The following is a 21,273-nucleotide window of genomic DNA, read 5'->3' on the forward strand; positions in this document are numbered from 1 at the left end:
TCAATGTGCTTCTAACCAATTAATTCCTGTTCCTACTTCTACTTCTATAGGTACATTTAGAGTTAAAGCATTCACCATTTTTTCCTGCACAAGTTGCTTCATTTGTTCCAGTTCAGGTTTAAAAACATCAAACACTAATTCATCATGCACTTGTAAAGTCATTTTTGATTTTAATTTTTCTTTTTTCAATGCTTCATGAATATTAATCATCGCAATCTTAATCATATCGGCAGCGGAACCTTGTATGGGAGAATTAATTGCAATGCGTTCTGCCTGACTGCGCACAGTATTATTTGCTGAATTAATATCACGCAAATATCTTTTTCTACCTAAAATAGTTTCAACATAACCATGTTTGCGGGCAAATTCAATATTGCTTTCCATCAACTGCTGCACACCCGGAAATTGTGCGGTATAATTATCAATAATTTCTTTTGCTTCTGTTCTTGAAATTTTTAGATTTTGTGAAAGTCCAAATGCAGTTTGTCCATAAGCAATTCCAAAATTTACTGCCTTTGCTTTACTGCGCATTTCACGAGTTACTGTATTTGCATCTACACCAAAAACTCTGGCAGCAGTTGCGGAGTGAATATCCATACCTTGTTTAAATGCCTCTATCATTCCGGTATCATTACTTAATGCTGCGATGATACGCAATTCAATTTGCGAATAATCCGCACTCAATAAAATATGATTTTCATCTCTTGCAATAAATGCTTTGCGCACCTGCTGACCTCGTTCTGTTCGTATAGGAATATTTTGCAGATTCGGATTATTACTGCTCAACCTTCCTGACGATGCAACTGCCTGACTGAAGTTAGTATGTATCCTATTTGTTTTCGGATTTATTAGTTGAGGTAAACTATCCACATAAGTAGATTTTAATTTACCTAATTCACGATAGTTTAATAATAAAGATGCGATAGGATAATCATTTTCCAAACGACTTAATATATCTTCTCCGGTACTGAGTTGGCCGGTTTTTGTTTTCTTGCCTTCATAAGGAATTTTCAACTTTACAAACAACACATCACTTAATTGTTTTGGCGAATCAATATTAAATCTTACACCTGCAAGTTCGAATATTTCTTTACCGGTTGATTCCACTTCTATCTCTAATTCTTTAGAGAAATCATTTAAAAAATCAACATCTAAATTCACTCCTTCATATTCCATGTCTGCCAAAACTTGTATCAATGGAATTTCAACTTCCTTGTATAATTTTTCTAATTTTTCTGTTTTCAATAAAGGTTGAAATTGCTGATGCAGTTGCAAAGTAATATCCGCATCTTCCACAGCATATTCAGTAACTTTTTCAATTGGAACATCCCGCATACTCAATTGATTTTTTCCTTTTTTTCCAATAAGTGTAGTTATAGATACGGGAGAATAACCGAGATAATTTTCAGCAAGAAAATCCATATTATGCCGCAGTTCCGGTTCTAATAAATAATGCGCCAACATACTGTCCTGCAATTTTCCTTTTAATTCAATTCCATACCATTTCATCATCAGGTAATCGTATTTAATATTCTGACCAATTAATGTGATTGCATTATTTTCAAGCACAGGTTTAAATAAATCAACTAAAGCCTTTGCTTTGGATTGATCTGTTGGAACAGGAACATAATAACCTTCCCCAATTTTCCAGGAAAAAGATAAGCCTACAAGCTCTGCATCATTTGCATCAATGCCGGTGGTTTCTGTATCAAATGAAAATTCTTTTTGTTGTAATAAATCTGCAATCAGTTTTTTTATTTCATCTTCAGTTTCACACAACTGATAATGATGTGGTGTGTTAGTTATATTCTTGCCAGCTTCAATCTTTTCACTTTGTGATTGAATTGCATTTACCGCTGAGGATTCCGTATTGCCGAATAAATCAAATTGCGCACCATTGCGTTCTGCATTTACTTCATAGCTTTCTCCCAGAATATCTTTTGCTAATTTTCTGAATTCTAATTCTCTGAAAATTTCAGAAAGCTTTTCTCTATCGGGTTCATCAATAATTAATTTCTCTTCATCAAATTCTACAGGAACATCTAAAATTATTGTTGCAAGAAATTTACTCATGATAGCTTGTTCTTTAAAATTGATAAAGTTCTCCTGCATTTTCCCTTTCATTTTATCAATATTTTCCAGCACACCTTCCACACTTCCATATTGCTGAATTAATTTTTTTGCAGTCTTCTCTCCTACACCGGGCACACCCGGAATATTGTCAACACTATCACCCATTAATCCTAAAATATCTATTACTTGTAATGGGTTTTCAATCTCCCATTTCTTTAATATATCATCCACGCTTAAAGTGTCAAATCCGGTTCCTAAAAAACTGGGACGATACATATATATACCTTCTTCCACCAGTTGCCCATAATCTTTATCCATCGTAACCATATACACATCATAACCTGCTTTTTTCGCTTTTTTAGCAAGTGTTCCAATTATATCATCTGCTTCATAACCACCTTTTTCAATTATAGGAATATTAAATGCTTTTACTATTTCTTTGATGTAAGGAATGGAGAATTTTATATCCTCCGGAGCTTCATCTCGGTTTGCTTTATATTCAGGATACGCAACTTCCCTTGTTGTTATTTCAAAAGAATCAAAACAAACTGCGATATGTGTTGAGTTAGTTTTTTTTAATAATAAATTTAATGTATTTACAAAGCCGCTGATAGCAGAAACATTCTGTCCTTTAGAATTAATAAGTGGATTTTTTGCAAATGCAAAATATGCACGAAAGATTAATGCAAATGCATCTATGAGATAAAGTTTTTTTTCGCTTTCCATTTGGTTGTCTTTGTTAGAAGTGTATTATAATGTGTGTGATTTAAAATCACGATTTATATTTTTATATATTCAAACTTGTCAATAGCCAATAATTGAGTAATGAGTTTTTTTGTCAATGTTTTAAGTCAATAGTCTAAGTTTTTACGCCAACAGCCGATCGCCAACAGCTAAAAGCCAACAGCCAATAGCCAATAGCCAATTTCATCATTTAATCACACTAATCTTCAACACATTTGTTCTAGCAAATTCTTTCACAGGCATAGTCCCAAGATTCAAAACGACATCTCCGGTTTTCAATCGTTTATTATGTTTCAATAATTTCTGTACTTCTTCAAATGTTTCATTTGTTGAATTCAGTTTTGCATAATAAAATGCTTTTACTCCCCACAGCAGATTTAATGTATTTACAATATGCTTGTTATTAGTAAAAATAAAAATATGTGCTTTTGGACGGCAACTGGAAACCATAAATGCAGTATATCCGGTTTTCGTCATCCCCATAATTGCATGTGCATTTACTTCATCGGCAATTCTGCATGAATTAAAACACATCGCATCCGATAAAAATGTTCGGGAATTTTTATCAGGAGCATGTTGTCTGTTATAAACACACTCTTCTTTTTCCGCTTCTTCAATTATGTTTGCCATTGTAGTTACCACTAAATCGGGATGCAAACCGGTAGCAGTTTCAGCACTCAACATCACTGCATCTGCGCCATCTAAAACGGCATTTGCCACATCCGTAGCTTCTGCTCTTGTTGGACGAGCATCAGTAATCATACTTTCCATCATCTGTGTTGCAATAATTACCGGTTTTGCTTTTTTAATACATCTGCGAGTAATATCTTTTTGAATAAAGGGTACATTCTCAACAGGCACTTCTACACCTAAATCTCCACGAGCTACCATAATCGCATCCGTCGCATCAATAATTGCATCAATATTTTTTAGTGCTTCCGGTTTTTCAATTTTTGCAATTACTTTAGTTAGCTTTTTTCTATCCTGAATAATTTTTTTCAAGCCAATAATATCCTCCGCTTTTCTAACAAAAGATAACGCAATCCAATGCACATTTTGATCGAGCGCAAAAATTAAATCGTCGTAATCTTTTGGTGTAAGCGATGGAATAGACACTTTGGTATCGGGGAGATTTACTCCTTTTTTTGAAGATAGTTTATTGCCGTAAATTACTTTTGTTTTTACTGCATCTTTACGATTTGTGCTCATCACTTTTAATTCGATGCGTCCGTCATCTACCAATATAATATCACCTGCCACCACATCTTTTGGAAATTGCGGATAAGTGATATATACTTTTTTATTATTGCCAATCATTTCTTTGGTAGTGAATTCCAAAATATCTCCTGTTTGCAGTGGTGGTAAATTTTCTTCAACCATTCCTAACCGGATCTTTGGCCCTTGTAAATCTGCGATTATTGCGATGTAAGCACCATACTCCTTATTGATTTTATGAATCAACTTAATAGTTTGCTTATGCTGCATCTGAGTGCCATGCGAAAAATTAATTCTGAATATGCGCACACCGGCTTTTATTAACTGCAATATCATTTCATAATTTGCAGAAGCAGGCCCGAGTGTCGCCACTATTTTTGTTTTGTTTTTATATACGATTGCCATATTATTCAAATAAAAGTCTGTCCTTGTTTTTTAAATTATTTGTGTCCACTGCAATAATTGTTTGTATTTCCTGAATTGCATGCATTTTATTTTCAATTGCCTTAAATTTAGTTTTATAATAATTGCCTCTTATCAATAAGATAAAATCCACCTGTTTAAGTTCAGGTAATAAAAATTCACCTCCTGCTTTATTTTGCAAAACCCAAAATGTGGACTTCGTAATTTCTTCTTCGAAAAAAAATCTTGTAAAGCTCTGCTGAATATGCAATTCCGGAATGGTGATAGTAATATCTTCTGCTTTTGAAAAATCAAGCATCAATGCATGATTCAGATACCAGCATAAACGATAATCCGGCAAACCACAGATTAATCCTGCAAGTACAAAATCATATTCCGTACTAATTTTTAAAACACTCTTTTTTGCCATCACTTTGTTGGTTGCAAATGTACTAAGGTTCACTTGAGATGTTTCAGAAATACTCCATGCCGATATATGTAAATTTGCATTTTCCCAGAACATTCGTTTAAATAAATTCAATAATTGTCAAAAAGAATTAAAACAAAAAAACCACTGCTAAGTCAAAATGATTTTACATTATTAAATCGTCTATTGAGTTATGCAGGTGCTTATCGCAGGCAGTTTATTATTTCTGCATTGCTTGCGGTTTTGTTAGCAATTCTTGGCCCGCTGCGTCCTTATCTTGTTGAGCTTACCGTTGACAAATATATTTTACATAAAGATTTCCGTGGCTTAGTTATATTATCACTCATTTCATTATTGGTATTGGTAACAGAATCTTTTATTCGTTATTCATTTCTATTTATAACCAACTGGTTGGGACAAAGTGTTGTGAAAAATTTACGTCTCCAGGTGTTTAAACATATACTCGGTTTAAGATTAACCTACTTTGATAAAACTGCCGTAGGCACTTCCACCACCCGAACAATTAATGATCTTGAAACTATAAATAGCGTATTCACCGAAGGTATTATTCAAATAATTGCTGACTTGCTCACTATCATTTTTGTAATGGCTTTTATGTTTTACAGCAATTGGCAATTGACATTAGTAAGTCTAATAAGTTTTCCGCTTATCATTTATGCTACCTATATATTTAAGGAAGGAATAAAATCCACTTTTCAAAGTGTGCGCACACAAGTGGCGGCATTGAATGCATTTCTGCAAGAACATATTACGGGAATGAAAGTAGTGCAAATTTTTAATGCTGAAAATCAGGAATACAAAAAATTTAAAGCGATCAACAATAAACATCGCAATGCAAATATCCGGTCTGTTTGGTATTATTCTATTTTTTTTCCTGTAGTAGAAATTATTACTGCACTTGCTATGGCATTGATGGTATGGTATGGTGCACACAATGTAATTAAAGGCACAGCAAGTGTGGGAGAAATAACTGCATTCATTTTATATCTGAATATGTTATTCCGCCCATTGCGTATGCTTGCAGATAAATTCAATACACTGCAAATGGGTGTGGTTGCCAGTGATCGTGTTTTTAAAATTTTAGACAATACAAACCGCATCGAAAATAATGGAGATATACATGCAGAAAATATAAAAGGTAAAATAATATTTAAAGATGTTTGGTTTGCATATAACAATGATGAGTATGTACTAAAAAATATAAATCTGGAAATTCAACCCGGTGAAACAGTTGCGGTTGTGGGCGCTACAGGTGCCGGTAAATCTTCAATCATCAATATATTAAATCGTTTTTATCCCATTCAAAAAGGAGAAATAACTATTGATGATATACCGATTGAAAATTATGAATTGGGATCGCTGCGCAAACAAATTGGAATGGTGCAACAGGATGTATTTTTATTTTCAGGATCTATATTTGAAAATATAACACTGCACAATCATCACATTACCAAACAACAAGTAATTGATGCAGCAAAGATGTTGGGTGCGCATTCTTTTATAATGAAAATGCCGGGTAATTATGATTATAATGTAATGGAACGTGGTGCTACTTTATCCTTAGGTCAACGGCAATTAATTTCTTTTATACGTGCCTTGGTTTTTAATCCGCATATTTTAATTTTAGATGAAGCCACTTCTTCTGTAGATATTGAAACTGAACAACTCATTCAATATGCTGTAGAAAATCTGATTGCACAACGCACTTCAATTATTATTGCACACCGACTTTCTACAATACAAAATGCGGATAAAATAATTGTGTTGGATCATGGCGAAATAAAAGAAAGCGGGACACATGAATCACTACTTGCATTAAATGGCTATTATCGCCATCTCTATGATATGCAATTTAAAAAAGAAGCAGTTTGATTTTTTTTAATAAAAAAAGCGGGATAATTATCCCGCTTTGTTAAACCTGTTTTGATTGAATTAAACAGCAGCAGAAAGTTCCTTACCTGCTTTGAAACGTACTACGTTTTTAGCGGCAATCTTGATAGCTTTTCCTGTTTGAGGATTACGACCTGTACGTGCAGCACGTTTAGAAACTGAAAAAGTTCCGAAACCTACTAAGGTAACTTTATCACCTTTTTTTAATGTTTTACGGATGTTTGTCATGTAGCTATCCAATGCGGCAGCTGCTTGTGTTTTTGTGATCTCGGCATCAGATGCCATAGCATCAATTAAATCTCCTTTGTTCATTTTGTTGTTATTTTTTTTAGTTAGAAATAAGCTTTAACACGTCAAATATATCCTGTTTATAAGGATTTTAAAACATTAAATCGCCTGAAACCCTTTGGTATCAACACTTTATACACATTAGAGTTTTTTATATTTTCTAAATCATTGAAAACCTGTACTTTACAAATAGTCATTAATGCAATTTTTGAAAAATGTATTTTTTAAAACACACGGCCGGCAAGGGTTTCAACAGATTGATTTTACAAAACACTTGATTTTGCAAGCTTTCTTTCAGGAGACCTTACCCCAGAATTTTGCCTTTCGAAATTCCTTATTCATGTAATCTTTAAGTGCTGAATGTTCAGGCGCCTGCAAAAATGGATCTGCATTTAATAATTCTTCTGCACTTGCTCTTGCTTCTTGCAATACATTTTCATCTTTAAAAATATTTGCAAGTTTATAATTAGAAATTCCACTTTGTTTCGTTCCATCAATTTCACCATGACCACGCAGATGCATATCAACTTCAGAAATTTTAAATCCATCATTTGTTTCAAGCATTGTTTTAATGCGCAATCTTGCTTCATTACTTAATTTATTTCCTGTCATTAAAATACAATATGATTGATTGCTACCACGACCAACTCTGCCACGCAACTGATGTAATTGCGCTAAACCAAATCGCTCGGAATTTTCAATAATCATAACAGTAGCGTTCGGCACATCCACACCCACTTCTATAACAGTAGTTGCCACCATTATCTGCGTTTCTTTTTTTAGAAAGCGCTGCATTTCAAAATCTTTATCTTCTTGTTTCATCCTGCCATGCACAATACTAATTTGATATTGCGGACGTGGAAATGCTTTTTCAATTGCCTGCACTCCTTGCATTAAATTATTTAAATCTAATTTTTCAGATTCTTCAATTAATGGATATACAATATATACTTGTCGGCCTTCTGTAATTTGTTCTTTCATAAAACCAAACACAGACAATCGTTTGCTTTCATTGCGGTGCACTGTTTTTATTTCCTTTCTGCCCGGAGGTAATTCATCAATAATACTAACATCCAAGTCTCCGTATACTGTCATAGCAAGTGTACGTGGAATTGGTGTTGCAGTCATCACTAATATATGTGGTGGCGTTTCATTTTTAATCCACATCTTCCCACGTTGTTCCACTCCAAAACGATGTTGTTCATCTATAACAACTATTCCCAATTGCGCAAATTGCACTTTATCTTCAATAAGGGCATGAGTACCGATTATTATTTTTAATTCGCCGGATAATAAATCTTTAAAAATTCTTTTTCTTTCGGCAGATTTTGTATTGCCGGTTAATAAAGCAATTGGAATTCCCAATTGATTACAAAATTTTTGAAGTCCTTTAAAATGTTGTTGCGCAAGAATTTCGGTAGGCGCCATAAATGCTGTTTGATAATTATTATCTATCGCCATTAATAAAGTGATAAACGCAACCATAGTTTTTCCAGAACCCACATCCCCTTGCAACAGGCGGTTCATTTGATGTCCGCTCAATACATCTTTACGAATTTCTTTAATAACTTTCTTTTGTGCATTGGTAAGTTCAAAGGGTAGAATAGTTGCATAAAATGTTTTGAAATAATTTTCAATATTGTCAAATACAAATCCTTTTCCTTTTAATTGCCGTGTTGTTTTAGTTTTTAGAATTCTCATTTGGTCAATAAATAATTCTTCAAACTTAATACGGCGTGTAGCCTGATCAGCTTGATTAAAATTTTCAGGATGATGAATCCATTTACACGATTGATAGCGGGAAATAAGTCTGTATTTCTGTAATAAATGTGTGGGAATATTTTCCGGTAAATCCGCAGGCACAATTGCATCTGTTAAGTGCTTTGTGATTTTAGCAAATACTTTACTGGTAATATTTTTTGTTTTCAGTTTATCAGGAATGCTGTACACCGGTTCTAACTTTCCGGATAACGCATCTTCTTCCGCAGATACAATATCTATATCAGGATGTGTGATATTGAATTTACTATTAAATAAAACCGGTTTGCCATACACCAAATACTCTTGATTTTCAATTAATGTTTTTTGCAACCAACTAATAGCACGAAACCAAATTAATTCAATGCTTCCAGTGCCATCATCTAATCTTGCAGATAATCTCTGCGCACTTTTACTACCTATTAATTGAATGCTATTTAATTTGCCTTTTAATTGAACTGAAGAATTTTTTAATGGAATATCTTTTATAAAAGTGAATTCTGTTTTATCAATATATCTAAATGGATAATAGGAGAGTAAATCGTTATAACTGTAAAGCTCTAACTCTTTAGCGAGCAATGCAGCACGGGTTTGCCCAACGCCTTTCAGATACACTAATGATGTTTGTAATGTATTACTCATTGCTTTACAATCAAAAATAGGAAATCAGTATAATTTAAATGCAGCAGTTGGAAAGGATTATTAAACAAGGAGAGATAACCTCAACATAAATCATGATAAAATAGATGCCGAAAAATAAATTTCACTCGTATTTAATTCAATGTATTATTTGTTTTCCATCTCCACGATTGCAAAATACCTTCTATATCGTTAACCAAAAAATCAACCACAGGTTTTAATGAATCCGCATTCGGTCTTGAATAAATATATAAAGCACCACGCACAAAATTGCTTACAGTATCTGTTATAAAAAACTGAATATTACTTGCTGCTTCTCCACCAACATAATAAATTAAACCCACTACCCCATTTCCATTATCCACTTCACGAGGTTGAATATAATCTGCTTTATTAGTGTGTTTGTATGTAAGGTTATATGCTTCTTCCACTAAGCGCATTAATGTTTGCCCCGGCGACAAAGTTTTATAACTTAAATAAATAGTGGCATTTAAATCCGAACATTCAATATTCAACCAACAATTACTTGAGATATCTTCTTCAAAAAATTGTGTTTTGCGCTGGGTGATATAATAATCTGGCAACACAAATGTATAAGGACAACCTGCATAATCGTAAGTGTATTCAGATGTTTTTTCTGGAAAAACAATTCTTGGATACGCAGTGGGTTTTGGTGTTACCGCAGTGTGGCAGGATACAAACGCACTGAGAATTAATAAGGAGAAAAATGTAAATGATATACGATACATAAAAAAATAAGCCGGCTTGTCGCCGGCTGTAATTAGTTAATTAATATTTATTAAAAAGGTAAATCATCATCCGGTGCAGGGTTAGAAGATTCGTTAGAGTTACTATGTGAATCCGTTGAATTTACATCACCGTCAGAACCACCACTTGTTGGTTTCTTATCTAACATGGTAAAGGTATCAACAACCACTTCGGTAATATATTTTTTATTTCCATCCTTATCATCATAGCTACGATTACGTATTTTCCCCTCAATATACACCTGACTCCCTTTGTGTAAATATTTGCTGGCTACTTCGGCAAGCTTACTCCACAAAACGATGTTGTGCCATTCCGTGCTTTCCACACGATTACCTGTTTTGTCCCGATACGATTCGGTGGTTGCTAATGAAAATTTTGCAGTCATATTGCCGCCTTCAAAATTGCGCACCTCAGGATCTTTTCCCAAATGCCCGATTAAAATTACTTTGTTTACTCCGCTCATAATTATAGGTTTTTCATTGTGATAGTATAAAGACTAAAGTTAAGTAAGTTGATTAAAAAAATCTCGAATTATACCCGGAAATGTATATTTTTTTATTCCCGTAAGGGTAACCGCTTTATCTTCCGGCAGTTTTAATCCATTAAAATCATCTACTTCTATAATGTAAAAAGTGGCATGTATGAGTTGATGTGTTAATTGCTGAGGTTTTGCTTTTATAATCAGTGGCTTTGGTGATAGTTTTCTCGATCCATACATTTGAACTATGGTTTTTTGAAGCGACTTCCAATTTGACACTTTAATCGTTTCTAATAACGGGAATTGAAATAAATTTTTCCAAATATCATTCTCTAATCTTTGAGTAATAATTGTTTTATTTCCCGAACGGAAGACCAAATAATTAAAATATCTATTGCGACGACTTTTTTTTATTGGTTTAATAGGTAATACATCTTGTAAATTATTTTGATAGGCATAACAGTTTTTGGACATGGGACAATTCATACAATCTGGCAATTTTGCTTTACACACCAAACTTCCAAAATCCATCATTGCCTGATTAAATTTTGCAGCTTGCTTTTTATCAAAACATTTTTGCAGGTGTACTTGAACTTCATTATTAAATTCAATAGAATTAATTTCTGATTGAAGGCCGTAGAACCTTGCAATAATTCTGTTCACATTTGCATCGGCAACACAATATGGTTTATTCCAGGCAAAAGAAAGTATTGCACCCGCCATATATGATCCAATACCTTTTAATTCAATAAGCTCTTTATAACTATCTGGAAATACACCATTGTAAATCTTTACAATTATTTGTGCAGTTGCATGCAAATTTCTGGCTCGTGAATAATAACCCAAACCTTCCCACATTTTCAAAATAGTGTGTTCGTCTACTTTTGCTAAATCAAATATTGTTGGAAACGCATTTATAAATTTATAGTAATACGATAATCCCTGAGCAACTTGAGTCTGCTGCATTATAACTTCACATAACCAAATTTTATATGGATCAGATTCATTTACCCACGGCAAATCCCGACCATGTATATCATACCATTGTAATAACTTGTTACGAAATCTATTGTAAAACATTCTTATTATTCTTAACCGTTCAATTTCAAATATTTGGCGAACTTTACACTTAGTTAGTTGTTCGCAACATTACAAAACTAAAATTCCGAAAATAGATGAGAAAGGCAGATCTTGTGAATAGAATTTCAGAAAAAACCGGTATTCCGAAGGTTGATGTACTTGTAAGTATTGAAGCTTTCTGTAAGGAAATAAAAGAAGCGCTTGCTTCTGGTGAAAATGTGTATATACGTGGCTTCGGTAGTTTTACTGTTAAAACTCGTAAGGCCAAAATTGGTCGGAACATCAAAAAAAATATTGCTATTGAGATTCCTGAGCAAAAAATTCCGGCTTTTAAACCTGCCAAAATTTTTATGAACAGGGTTAAGCTGGGCACCAAAAAATAATTCTGACGGTGAAATGGAATAAACAATTTTCTACAGTATTAGTGGGATTAATTTTGGTTGCAGTACTTTACTTTGGTCTTTCTAATAAACCTCCAAAAAAAACAGCTTTTGACACATTACGTGAGAGCTTAATAGATACTTTAGCCCTTCCGAATTTGGAAAAGATAATTGCGCTGGAAGCTGAATTGCAAAAAGCAAAAGGTCCGGAAAAAGAATCAAAGTATGAAGCACTTTCACATCAATGGGAACATGCTGGTTATCTCACAATTGCCGGTGATTATCTCCGTCAAAAAGCAAATGCGTTTCCCACTTATGAAAATTATATGGAAGCCGGACAGATTTTATTTAATGCATTAAGCACCGACACCACCGAAAACATGCAGGTAAATTTGGTGTATAGTTCTCGTTATTGTTATGAAAAAGCAATTGAATTAAAACCGGGTGATGCAGATGCGCAAATTGGGCTGGCAACTGTTTTGGTTCAAGGCACTAACGAACCTATGAAAGGAATTGTAATGCTGAGGGAAGTGGTAGCTAAAGATCCATTAAACATAAATGCAAATATTGAACTCGGTCGTTTTTCTATGATGAGCGGACAATATGATAAAGCAATTGAAAGATTTAATGCTGTTTTACAGAAAGATTCTCTACATTTGCAGTCCCGTTATTTTTTGGCTGAAGGATACCTCGGATTAAGTGATACAACTGCAGCTATAGACCAACTGGAAAAGATCATTGAAATAGAAAAGGATTCTACGGTGCAGAACCGAATCCAACTCTATATAAATTACTTAAAGAAACTTTAAAAATATTATACAATGCCTTGCGGTAAAAAACGTAAAAGACACAAAATCGCTACTCATAAGCGTAAGAAAAGGCTGAGGAAAAATCGCCATAAGAAAAAGAACAGATAAGCGATTACATTTCCTCTTCTCCAACCCTTTATATTCAGCCTTCTTTTTTACTATCCGGTTAATAAACCGGTAAACATGGGTTCATTTTGGAAAGAGAATTAATTATTAATGCAACATCAGCAGGTGAAGAAATTGCCCTGCTTGAGAACAAACAACTGGTCGAGATTCATCGTGACCGGGACAATACACGTTTTAATGTCGGTGATATGTATTTGGGTAGGGTTAAAAAAATTAACCCCGGACTAAATGCAGTATTTGTGGATGTGGGTTACGAGCGTGACGCATTTTTGCATTACACAGATTTAAATCCGCATTTCCGATCTATTGTAAAATTCACACAAGCTGCAGTGAATGGTTCCAATGTCAAAATGGAAAATTTTGAAAAAGAACCACTCATCATAAAAACCGGAAAGGTGAATAATGTTCTGAGCAAGAACATGCAGATTCTGGTGCAGGTAATAAAAGAACCTATTCAAACAAAAGGTCCAAGACTCAGTTGCGAATTATCACTTCCCGGAAGATACCTGGTACTTACACCATTTAATGAAGTGGTGGGCGTATCCAGAAAAATTGAATCTATTGATGAAAGAAAACGCCTTCAAAAACTTATTGAAAGCATTCGTCCAAAAAATTTTGGAGTAATTGTTCGCACCGTTGCCGCCGGAGTAAGTGTTCAAAAATTACATGAGGATTTACTTAATCAATTAAAAAACTGGGAAAAATTAACTGAGCAACTGAGGGTGGGCAATGCTCCAAAACTTGTATTCAGCGAAACCAGCAAAACAAATACTTTATTAAGAGATATTTTGAATGAATCTTTTAATGAAGTAATAGTAAACGATGCGGAAATTGCACAGGAAATAAAAAATTATATTAAAAGAATTGCGCAAGGTCGTGAAAAGATAGTTACTGTGCATACGGGGAATAAACCTGTATTTGATGCTTATGGTGTAACACGACAAATCAAATCCTTATTTGGTCGCACCGTAAATATGGAAAGTGGCGCTTATCTAATAATAGAACATACAGAAGCATTGCATGTAATTGATGTGAACAGCGGCAATAAGACGGCAGTGAAAGGTGATCAGGAACAAAATGCATTCAGTGTAAATATGGAAGCTGCAAAAGAAATTGCAAGGCAATTGCGGCTTCGAGATATCGGTGGCATTATCGTGATTGACTTTATTGATATGCGTAATCCAGAGAACAAGAAGAATGTTTATAATGAATTAAAAACGGCAATGGAAAACGACCGGGCCAAACATACCATTTTGCCAATCAGCAAATTTGGTGTGGGACAGATTACCCGGCAGCGTGTAAGGCCTGAGTTAAGTATTGCCACTCAGGAAGTTTGCCCAACTTGTAATGGTACCGGAAAAATTGAAGCAAGTATTTTATTGTTAGATGAAATTGAAAGAAAAATAAAATATCTGATAGTTACTCAAAATCAAAAATCATTTAAGCTTGTATTACATCCCTATCTGGAAGCATATATTAAAAAAGGAAATTTATTTAATTCCATTCAATGGAAATGGTACCGTTTGTATAAGCGATGGATTAAGATAATTGCAAGTGATGATTATCAGCTTGTTGAATATCGTTTTTACGATATCAACGATGAAGAAATTGTTTCAAACTAATGGATTATCCTTTTTCAGATCTAGCGGAAAAAAGCTTGAAAGTACTTCAAGACACAAAGCTTATAGAAGAACTAAAAAGTTTTTCTCAAGTGATGCATATGCCACCCGACGCAGTTGTTTTACAGCAACAGGATTTTGTTAGATTTCTTCCTTTTCTGCTTCAGGGGTCCATTAAAGTTATGGGTAATGATGATAACGGAAACGAAATATTATTGTATTACCTACACCCCGGCGAAACCTGCATCATGTCCGTACTTGGATCATTAAATAATGAGCGGAGTAAAGTAAAAGCCTTAGTAGAAGAAGAGGCTGAAATTCTTTTTATTCCTGTAGAAAAATCTAAATACTTAGTCAGTCAATATCCTGCTTGGTCTGAATTTATTTTCAGGTTATATCACAAACGCTTTGAAGAATTATTGCGAGTAGTAAATAGCATTGCTTTCAAAAAAATTGATGAGCGATTGGAAGAATTTCTAAAAAATAAATCTGCAATCACAAGCTCCAAAGAAATCATAGTTACACATCAGCAAATCGCCGATGAATTAGGGACGGCAAGAGAAGTGGTTTCCCGCTTACTTAAACAAATGGAGAAAGAAAAAAAGCTTATGCTCGGTAGAAATAAAATTACACTTCTGTAAAAGTGTAACATTCATCACTGAACATTCTCTATCACAAGAATACTTTTGTGTCAAAATAATGATATGAGTTTAGAAGAATTACTGAAACAGGATGCAACAATAGTTGATGTGCGAACTCCTGTAGAATTTAATACAGCCCATGCGAATGGAAGTATAAATATTCCACTGGGTGAAATAATGATGCACCTGAAAGAGCTTAAAGAAATGCAAAAGCCAATTGTATTAATTTGTGCCAGTGGCAATCGCAGTGGGCAAGCAGCAATTTACCTCACACAAAATGGATTAACCGAAGTGTATAATGGAGGTTCATGGTTAGATATTAATTACATTCATTCTTTAAACGTAAAATAATGTTAGAAGGACTATTAAAATTGATTGGTTATAAACCGATGGATTATAAAAAATTAATGTCAGAAGGTGCCATCATAGTAGATGTGCGCACAAAACAAGAATTTAATTCAGGACATATTAAAGGATCCATAAATATTCCATTAGATGTTTTGGGAAATAATTTAAAGAAGTTGGATAAAAACAAATCGGTAATCACTTGTTGTGCATCTGGTATGCGCAGTGCTTCTGCAAAAGGTATATTGAATTCTAAAGGCTACACTGCATTTAATGGTGGTGGATGGAACGGTTTGGAACGTAAACTTGTAAAATAATCTAACTATATATCAATATGCATTTAACTATAATTTATTTGAAAAGAACATTTGCTATAATTCTGTTTACAGGAATCATTTCATTGCAATACGCATGTTCTCAAAGTGAGCAAACTACAAAGGAAACAACGGTAAGTGTGCAACAGGAAGAAACCATTGCAGAAAATTTAAATACAGAACAGTTTTATGAAATGATGCAATCCCAATCCGGACAAATTGTGGATGTAAGAACTCCTGAAGAATTTGCAACAGGACATGTTCCGGAGGCTGTGAATATTGACCTTCGCAATCCTGATTTCAAAAAGAATCTGGAACAATTGGATCCTGATAAAACAGTATTTGTGTATTGCGCTTCCGGCAACAGAAGTTCGCAGGCAATGAATGTGATGAAGCAAGATGGTTTTAAAATAATTTATAACCATAAAGGATATTTTAATGATTGGGTTAAAAAAGGATATCCAGTTACAAAATAATTATGAAAGAATATTACAACATATTCATACAATCTTTTACAGATTATTTTCATTATCTATCAAATGAATTATTATATCCATCATGGCATAATTATTTTTATTGGTTATTGGGTTTGTCTTTGTTTATCTGGTTATTAGAAATAACTATTCCCTGGCGCAAACATCAACATATCATCCGCAAAGATTTTTGGTTAGATGGGTTTTATATGTTCTTTAATTTCTTCCTGTTTTCACTCATCGGATTTAATGCAATCTCCAATGTGTTTGTAAATCTGTTTGATGATTTTATTGGTCTCTTCGGTTTACATAATATAGTGGCATTTGAAATTGGTCATTGGCCAAAATGGGTGCAGTTATTAACCCTCTTTATTCTAGCTGATTTTATTCAATGGAATATTCATCGCATGTTGCATTATGTGCCGTGGATGTGGGAGTTTCATAAAGTACATCACAGTGTGGAACAAATGGGTTTTGCAGCTCACTTGCGTTTTCATTGGATGGAAAATATTATTTATAAAACCATTCAATACATTCCACTTGCAATGATTGGATTTGGTTTGAAAGATTTTTTTATTGTGCATATCATTGCCCTTTCCATCGGACATATAAATCATTCGAATTTAAATATATCTTACGGGCCATTTAAGTATCTTTTAAATAATCCGAAAATGCATATCTGGCATCATGCAAAGGAACTGCCTCAGCTTCCTTACGGCGCTAATTACGGTATTAGTTTAAGTATCTGGGATTATATTTTTAAAACAGATTATATACCTAATGATGGAAGAGATATAGAACTGGGTTTTGAATCCATGGAAAATTTTCCCAAATCTTTTTTAGATCAATCCAAACACGGTTTTAAAAAATAACAATGAAATTTACTAACAATATTGTATCCATAATAATTGTGTGTTTAGTATTAGGCCTTGCACCCTTTTATCCTGAACCACATTTATGGGGTAAAATAAAATGGATAGCTGGTGGTGCCGTTGGTATGACAACAATGGATTGGATAGATGTGCTTTGGCATGGGTGGCCATTTATACTTTTATTCCGCTGGATATTTTTAAGAATTAAAAGAAAATCACTTGCCTAAGATTTGTTCTAAAAATGCCCCTACGAAGTAAGCGAGTATAGCTGCAATAATTCCTAGTAATAATGTTTGCGTCACACTTTTAATTTTACTGGTTTGTGTTACCATAGATTTTAAATATCCGATACCTATAAATGCAAAAAATGTAAGTACAGATGCGATTGTAAATAAATTGATTTCTACATCTAAAAAAAAGTCAACTACAAAAATTAACAACGGAATTATTCCTACAGAAAAGAAAGAAATAAATGTAGCCAACCCTATCTTGAATGGTGATTTGGAATCGGGAATCATTTCTAATTCTTCCTTCATCATAGTATCCACCCATCGATCTTTATCTTCTGTAATTTTTTTTACTACATCTTCTAACAATTGACCTTCAAATCCTTTGTTACGATATATTTCTCTTATCTCTTCCACTTCAGTATGTGGAATATTTTCTATCTCCCAATATTCATTGCGTTCATGTTTATGATATAATTCTTTAGAAGATTTGGCAGAAAGAAAAGCACCAACACTCATTGAAAATCCATCGGCAAATAGATTTGCAAATCCTAAAATGATAACTATATTTCCACTTAGACCGGCGCCTGCAGCACCTGCTACAACTGCAAAAGTGGTGATACTGCCATCAATACCTCCATACACAAATTCAGGAAGATATTTATTCAGATTTTTATTTTCCGGTATATCAAATTTATTTTCCAATACATAGTTGTTTTATCCTTGATGGGCTAAGATAATATAAGAAGAAATATGAAAAGATGATAAATATTTTTTCAATTATTCATCTATTTCCTAAAAGTAAAAGATGTATTAAAAACTATTTAGTAGAGTGATATCTCTTTTCACGTTTGCGGGTTTGCTTCGGTTGGAAACATCCAAGACCCGGTTTATCTAGAGAAAGGAATCCATCATCAGTTCCTGCGATAAAATTTCTGCTGAGAGTAAGACCGAAGAACATATACCAATCAGTTCGGGTAGGATCACCTCTGAAATCATTTTCATCAAAATCCATAGGTTCTGTTTTCAGAAATTCGCCGGAGCGATTAGAAAGATTATACGCAGTAATACCGTTTTCTTCAATCATAACATTTCTGCTCACATAGGTACGACTCACATCATCTAAGTAATCAGTAAATGTAAATCTTGCCCCATATTCTAAACCCAGATTCCATCTCTCAGAGAAAGCCCATTTTACACCTGCACCAAAAGGAATTGCAAAAGCATAGAGGTCATATTTTTCTCTGTAGTCAAATGAGTTGATACCCTGACCTTCTGTTCCTAAGGGTTGTAGTTCATACCATTCTCCTTTATAAAAAGCTCTTGGGTTAAAATGAAAACCACCAACACCTGCATATAAATAAGGTGAAAAAGGTCTGCGTAATTCTTTAGGATATAAACCGGGGAAATTGTATTCAAATGATAAACCCACTTCTGTTACAGAAGAAGTAAAACTTAAGTTACGCAACTTTTGATCTGAGCGGTTTGAATTTGCATCTGCACCGGAAACTTCACCGTGATATAAATTCAGCTTAATACCTGCATTCATATTCATATTCCATTTAACGAAACCACCAAAAGCCGGATGTGACTCACTCATCACCACATAGTCTCTAGTAAGATCGCCGTAATAGTTGGAAACTCCACCAAAAACTCCTACTTCAATCCATTGTATTGGAGCTTGAGCCTGCGATAAAGTGCCGATGGAAATTAAAATAGCAAGTAAACTTGTGCGCATACCGATAGTTTGTTAATTACAAATATAAGAGATTAGCTTAAAATGAAAAATCTTCCTCGAAACGTTTGGCTTTAAATTGACAAACGTATTATTTCATCATTTTCTTATCCCACAAACCGCTTTTCTGTTTTTTAGATGGTTCTCCGGGACAATCCACTTGCCTTGATGCAGAGTTTTTACCTACTCCAATAAGATTGTATGATATAGTAAAGCCAGTAAAAATATAATAATCAGTAACTGACGAGCTGCCTCTTTTTTGATCATTTCCAAAATCTGCATTAGCTGATCCCAAATATTCCCCAGTTCTATTGGACAGTGCATAAGCCAATTCGCCATTTTCATTGGTAAGAATATCGGCATCCACATAAGTCTTACTTAAATCATCGAGATAGTCAGTAAATGTTTTTCTAAAAGTAACTTCAAAAGCAAGATTCCAATTGTAGGAGAGATTATATTTTACCCCAACACCAAACGGAATGGAAATCTGATTTAATGCATAAGGTTCTCTATCAGGAAATGCGGAAGTGCCCTGCCCTTCTGTCCCTAATGGTTGCAAATCATATACGCTGCCCATATATTCTGCGGTTGGATTGAAATGAAACCAATTTATACCCAAACTAATAAATGGTGAAAAGCGCATATCGCCGGGAATGTAGCCCGGAAAATAAAATTCACCTACTACTCCTGCTTCTATAATATTCGATTCGAAACTGAGATTGCGTCTTTTAAATCCCTCTTCGTCAGAGTTTGAATCATGACCGGAAATAGTACCAAACTTTGATTGTACTGATAGACTAAAATATCGGTTAAAGTGAACTCCTGCATATATTCCTGCTGCCGGATGAAATTCATTCCAATAAATCAATTGATGACTGAGATCTCCATTATAAAAAGATGCTCCACCAAACAGACCTAATTCAACATACTGCGCATTTGCATTATAGAGAGTGGAAAATCCAAGAAAAATGATAAGGGCAATTTTGCGCATAAAAACTATTTTAGGAAATAAAACGCCTGAATAAAATAAATGGTATTTCAGGTAATTCAAAGATACAGTAACATCTTGTGCTAGAATATGTTTATTCTGATTTGAAAAAATGTAGTAAAAGTGTATTGTAGAATTATGTGTTGTTGCAGTTAATTAGTAACGATGTATTGCAAATACAGAAATGTATTTTTGCAAATACAGATTATATAGTAATGAAGTCAAAAACAATTACAGCAATCATTTCATTTTTAGCAGGTACCACCGGTGCACACAGATTTTATTTAGGGCAAAATCGTTTGGGTTGGTATTTTCTTTTATTTTTTTTCGTGCTATTTCCTGCGGCAATCTGGTATAGCAAAATGTATCATGTTGCTAATCATTACATGTTAAATACAATTTGGATTGCATTAATTTGTATCACACACATAGTTGAAGCAATTCGTTTTGGTATAATGCGTAATGAAAAATTTGATGCGCAAAATAAATCTACCGGAGCTACTTTACCACTTACAGTTTCATCAATCATTTTTGCAATAGCTGCAATTTATGGATTTAGTTATTTAACAAAAACCACAGGAACAATAAATATTGAAACTGCAAATACAGTTTACAAAATCAGCTCCGTAGAATTATCTACTGCTTATAATACAGATGAAAAATCATACATGGAAAAGTATCACGGAAGAGTGTTGGAAGTTTCGGGCAGAGTGCAATCTTTTGGTGAAGATTTCGAGAAAGGAACTTATCTTACATTACAACCTGCAGATGGAAGCCCGGCAGATGTAAATTGCTATTTAAATAATGAATACATGAAAAATCTTTCTGAAATTGCTACTGGTGATAGTATAATAATTAAAGGAGTATGCAACAGAAGATTTTTGGATAATTGCAAAATAATTACTGTTGTTAAATAACAGTTACATCAATTTATAATCAATAGAATTAACAAGAAAGAACA

22 protein-coding genes are annotated in these 21,273 nt (G+C 33.8%); 11 read left to right on the forward strand and 11 right to left on the reverse strand.

All coding sequences use genetic code 11. The annotated features are described in order from the left end of the window. The 3 genes from polA to IPN31_04800 all read right to left on the reverse strand — a co-directional run bounded on the left by polA (position 1) and on the right by IPN31_04800 (position 4,957). Positions 1-2,799 carry a DNA polymerase I gene (gene polA / locus IPN31_04790; GenBank protein ID MBK8681219.1) on the reverse strand — a complete coding sequence of 933 codons (2,799 nt, stop codon included), beginning with the start codon at positions 2,797-2,799 and terminating at the stop codon, positions 1-3. A 204-nt stretch (positions 2,800-3,003) separates the two neighbouring features. Then, on the reverse strand, positions 3,004-4,437 hold the full coding sequence (gene pyk, locus IPN31_04795) for a pyruvate kinase (protein MBK8681220.1): 1,434 nt from the start codon (positions 4,435-4,437) through the stop codon (positions 3,004-3,006). Between the two features lies 1 nt (position 4,438). After that, positions 4,439-4,957 (reverse strand): IPExxxVDY family protein, encoded by a 519-nt coding sequence (locus tag IPN31_04800; GenBank protein MBK8681221.1) that lies wholly within the window; start codon positions 4,955-4,957, stop codon positions 4,439-4,441. Positions 4,958-4,990: 33 nt separating this feature from the next. Here IPN31_04800 and IPN31_04805 point away from each other — a divergent pair, with 33 nt between their 5' ends. Next, entirely contained in the window at positions 4,991-6,754 is a 1,764-nt protein-coding gene (locus IPN31_04805) for an ABC transporter ATP-binding protein (protein MBK8681222.1), read from the forward strand. 60 nt (positions 6,755-6,814) lie between these two features. Here the strand turns inward: IPN31_04805 and IPN31_04810 are convergent, their stop codons facing one another. From IPN31_04810 to mutY, 5 genes are all read right to left on the reverse strand, one after another. After that, entirely contained in the window at positions 6,815-7,084 is a 270-nt protein-coding gene (locus IPN31_04810; GenBank protein MBK8681223.1) for an HU family DNA-binding protein, read from the reverse strand. Between the two features lie 270 nt (positions 7,085-7,354). Then, a complete protein-coding gene (gene recG / locus IPN31_04815; GenBank protein ID MBK8681224.1) occupies positions 7,355-9,460 on the reverse strand; it encodes an ATP-dependent DNA helicase RecG in 2,106 nt (701 codons plus the stop codon). A 131-nt stretch (positions 9,461-9,591) separates the two neighbouring features. After that, positions 9,592-10,206, reverse strand: coding sequence for a hypothetical protein (locus tag IPN31_04820; GenBank protein MBK8681225.1), 615 nt, complete (start codon positions 10,204-10,206; stop codon positions 9,592-9,594). Positions 10,207-10,256: 50 nt separating this feature from the next. Beyond that, positions 10,257-10,688: a single-stranded DNA-binding protein gene (locus IPN31_04825; GenBank protein ID MBK8681226.1), complete on the reverse strand. Its 432-nt coding sequence runs from the start codon at positions 10,686-10,688 to the stop codon at positions 10,257-10,259. Between the two features lie 39 nt (positions 10,689-10,727). Next, the gene (gene mutY, locus IPN31_04830; GenBank protein MBK8681227.1) at positions 10,728-11,783 is read right to left on the reverse strand and encodes an A/G-specific adenine glycosylase; all 1,056 of its coding nucleotides are present in this window, start codon (positions 11,781-11,783) and stop codon (positions 10,728-10,730) included. A 95-nt stretch (positions 11,784-11,878) separates the two neighbouring features. Here mutY and IPN31_04835 point away from each other — a divergent pair, with 95 nt between their 5' ends. The 9 genes from IPN31_04835 to IPN31_04875 all read left to right on the forward strand — a co-directional run bounded on the left by IPN31_04835 (position 11,879) and on the right by IPN31_04875 (position 17,589). Further along, positions 11,879-12,166 carry an integration host factor subunit beta gene (locus IPN31_04835; GenBank protein ID MBK8681228.1) on the forward strand — a complete coding sequence of 96 codons (288 nt, stop codon included), beginning with the start codon at positions 11,879-11,881 and terminating at the stop codon, positions 12,164-12,166. Positions 12,167-12,174: 8 nt separating this feature from the next. Beyond that, positions 12,175-12,972, forward strand: a complete 798-nt coding sequence (locus IPN31_04840; protein MBK8681229.1) for a tetratricopeptide repeat protein — start codon at positions 12,175-12,177, stop codon at positions 12,970-12,972. Positions 12,973-13,166: 194 nt separating this feature from the next. Then, positions 13,167-14,720, forward strand: coding sequence for an Rne/Rng family ribonuclease (locus IPN31_04845; GenBank protein ID MBK8681230.1), 1,554 nt, complete (start codon positions 13,167-13,169; stop codon positions 14,718-14,720). A gap of 92 nt (positions 14,721-14,812) precedes the next feature. After that, positions 14,813-15,358 (forward strand): Crp/Fnr family transcriptional regulator, encoded by a 546-nt coding sequence (locus tag IPN31_04850; protein MBK8681231.1) that lies wholly within the window; start codon positions 14,813-14,815, stop codon positions 15,356-15,358. Positions 15,359-15,421: 63 nt separating this feature from the next. Continuing rightward, entirely contained in the window at positions 15,422-15,709 is a 288-nt protein-coding gene (locus tag IPN31_04855; protein ID MBK8681232.1) for a rhodanese-like domain-containing protein, read from the forward strand. Beyond that, the gene (locus tag IPN31_04860) at positions 15,709-16,020 is read left to right on the forward strand and encodes a rhodanese-like domain-containing protein (protein ID MBK8681233.1); all 312 of its coding nucleotides are present in this window, start codon (positions 15,709-15,711) and stop codon (positions 16,018-16,020) included. Before IPN31_04855 ends, IPN31_04860 begins: the two co-directional genes overlap by 1 nt. A 17-nt stretch (positions 16,021-16,037) precedes the next feature. After that, positions 16,038-16,493, forward strand: coding sequence for a rhodanese-like domain-containing protein (locus tag IPN31_04865; GenBank protein MBK8681234.1), 456 nt, complete (start codon positions 16,038-16,040; stop codon positions 16,491-16,493). A gap of 2 nt (positions 16,494-16,495) precedes the next feature. After that, the gene (locus IPN31_04870; protein ID MBK8681235.1) at positions 16,496-17,362 is read left to right on the forward strand and encodes a sterol desaturase family protein; all 867 of its coding nucleotides are present in this window, start codon (positions 16,496-16,498) and stop codon (positions 17,360-17,362) included. A gap of 2 nt (positions 17,363-17,364) precedes the next feature. After that, positions 17,365-17,589: a hypothetical protein gene (locus tag IPN31_04875; GenBank protein MBK8681236.1), complete on the forward strand. Its 225-nt coding sequence runs from the start codon at positions 17,365-17,367 to the stop codon at positions 17,587-17,589. On the opposite strand, the gene IPN31_04880 is transcribed toward IPN31_04875, so the two are convergent. From IPN31_04880 to IPN31_04890, 3 genes are all read right to left on the reverse strand, one after another. Further along, a complete protein-coding gene (locus tag IPN31_04880) occupies positions 17,578-18,294 on the reverse strand; it encodes a VIT1/CCC1 transporter family protein (protein ID MBK8681237.1) in 717 nt (238 codons plus the stop codon). The genes IPN31_04875 and IPN31_04880 overlap by 12 nt on opposite strands. A gap of 115 nt (positions 18,295-18,409) precedes the next feature. After that, positions 18,410-19,327, reverse strand: coding sequence for an outer membrane beta-barrel protein (locus IPN31_04885; protein MBK8681238.1), 918 nt, complete (start codon positions 19,325-19,327; stop codon positions 18,410-18,412). An 88-nt stretch (positions 19,328-19,415) separates the two neighbouring features. Further along, complete coding sequence (locus IPN31_04890) at positions 19,416-20,315, reverse strand: outer membrane beta-barrel protein (protein ID MBK8681239.1); 900 nt, start codon at positions 20,313-20,315, stop codon at positions 19,416-19,418. Positions 20,316-20,527: 212 nt separating this feature from the next. On the opposite strand from IPN31_04890, the gene IPN31_04895 reads away from it, so the two are divergent. Next, on the forward strand, positions 20,528-21,229 hold the full coding sequence (locus tag IPN31_04895) for an NINE protein (protein MBK8681240.1): 702 nt from the start codon (positions 20,528-20,530) through the stop codon (positions 21,227-21,229). Positions 21,230-21,273: the final 44 nt, after the last annotated feature.

This window comes from Bacteroidota bacterium, from assembly GCA_016715425.1.
Classification (GTDB): domain Bacteria; phylum Bacteroidota; class Bacteroidia; order Chitinophagales; family BACL12; genus JADKAC01.

Coding starts and splice junctions, on each gene's coding strand:
- polA (MBK8681219.1), bottom strand. CDS start 2,799: ATGGAAAGCGAAAAAAAACTTTATCTCATAGATGCATTTGCATTAATC.
- recG (MBK8681224.1), bottom strand. CDS start 9,460: ATGAGTAATACATTACAAACATCATTAGTGTATCTGAAAGGCGTTGGG.
- IPN31_04865 (MBK8681234.1), top strand. CDS start 16,038: ATGCATTTAACTATAATTTATTTGAAAAGAACATTTGCTATAATTCTG.
- IPN31_04825 (MBK8681226.1), bottom strand. CDS start 10,688: ATGAGCGGAGTAAACAAAGTAATTTTAATCGGGCATTTGGGAAAAGAT.
- IPN31_04890 (MBK8681239.1), bottom strand. CDS start 20,315: ATGCGCAAAATTGCCCTTATCATTTTTCTTGGATTTTCCACTCTCTAT.
- IPN31_04800 (MBK8681221.1), bottom strand. CDS start 4,957: ATGTTCTGGGAAAATGCAAATTTACATATATCGGCATGGAGTATTTCT.
- IPN31_04835 (MBK8681228.1), top strand. CDS start 11,879: ATGAGAAAGGCAGATCTTGTGAATAGAATTTCAGAAAAAACCGGTATT.
- IPN31_04885 (MBK8681238.1), bottom strand. CDS start 19,327: ATGCGCACAAGTTTACTTGCTATTTTAATTTCCATCGGCACTTTATCG.
- IPN31_04860 (MBK8681233.1), top strand. CDS start 15,709: ATGTTAGAAGGACTATTAAAATTGATTGGTTATAAACCGATGGATTAT.
- IPN31_04855 (MBK8681232.1), top strand. CDS start 15,422: ATGAGTTTAGAAGAATTACTGAAACAGGATGCAACAATAGTTGATGTG.
- IPN31_04875 (MBK8681236.1), top strand. CDS start 17,365: ATGAAATTTACTAACAATATTGTATCCATAATAATTGTGTGTTTAGTA.
- IPN31_04820 (MBK8681225.1), bottom strand. CDS start 10,206: ATGTATCGTATATCATTTACATTTTTCTCCTTATTAATTCTCAGTGCG.
- IPN31_04850 (MBK8681231.1), top strand. CDS start 14,813: ATGCATATGCCACCCGACGCAGTTGTTTTACAGCAACAGGATTTTGTT.
- IPN31_04810 (MBK8681223.1), bottom strand. CDS start 7,084: ATGAACAAAGGAGATTTAATTGATGCTATGGCATCTGATGCCGAGATC.
- mutY (MBK8681227.1), bottom strand. CDS start 11,783: ATGTTTTACAATAGATTTCGTAACAAGTTATTACAATGGTATGATATA.
- pyk (MBK8681220.1), bottom strand. CDS start 4,437: ATGGCAATCGTATATAAAAACAAAACAAAAATAGTGGCGACACTCGGG.
- IPN31_04895 (MBK8681240.1), top strand. CDS start 20,528: ATGAAGTCAAAAACAATTACAGCAATCATTTCATTTTTAGCAGGTACC.
- IPN31_04870 (MBK8681235.1), top strand. CDS start 16,496: ATGAAAGAATATTACAACATATTCATACAATCTTTTACAGATTATTTT.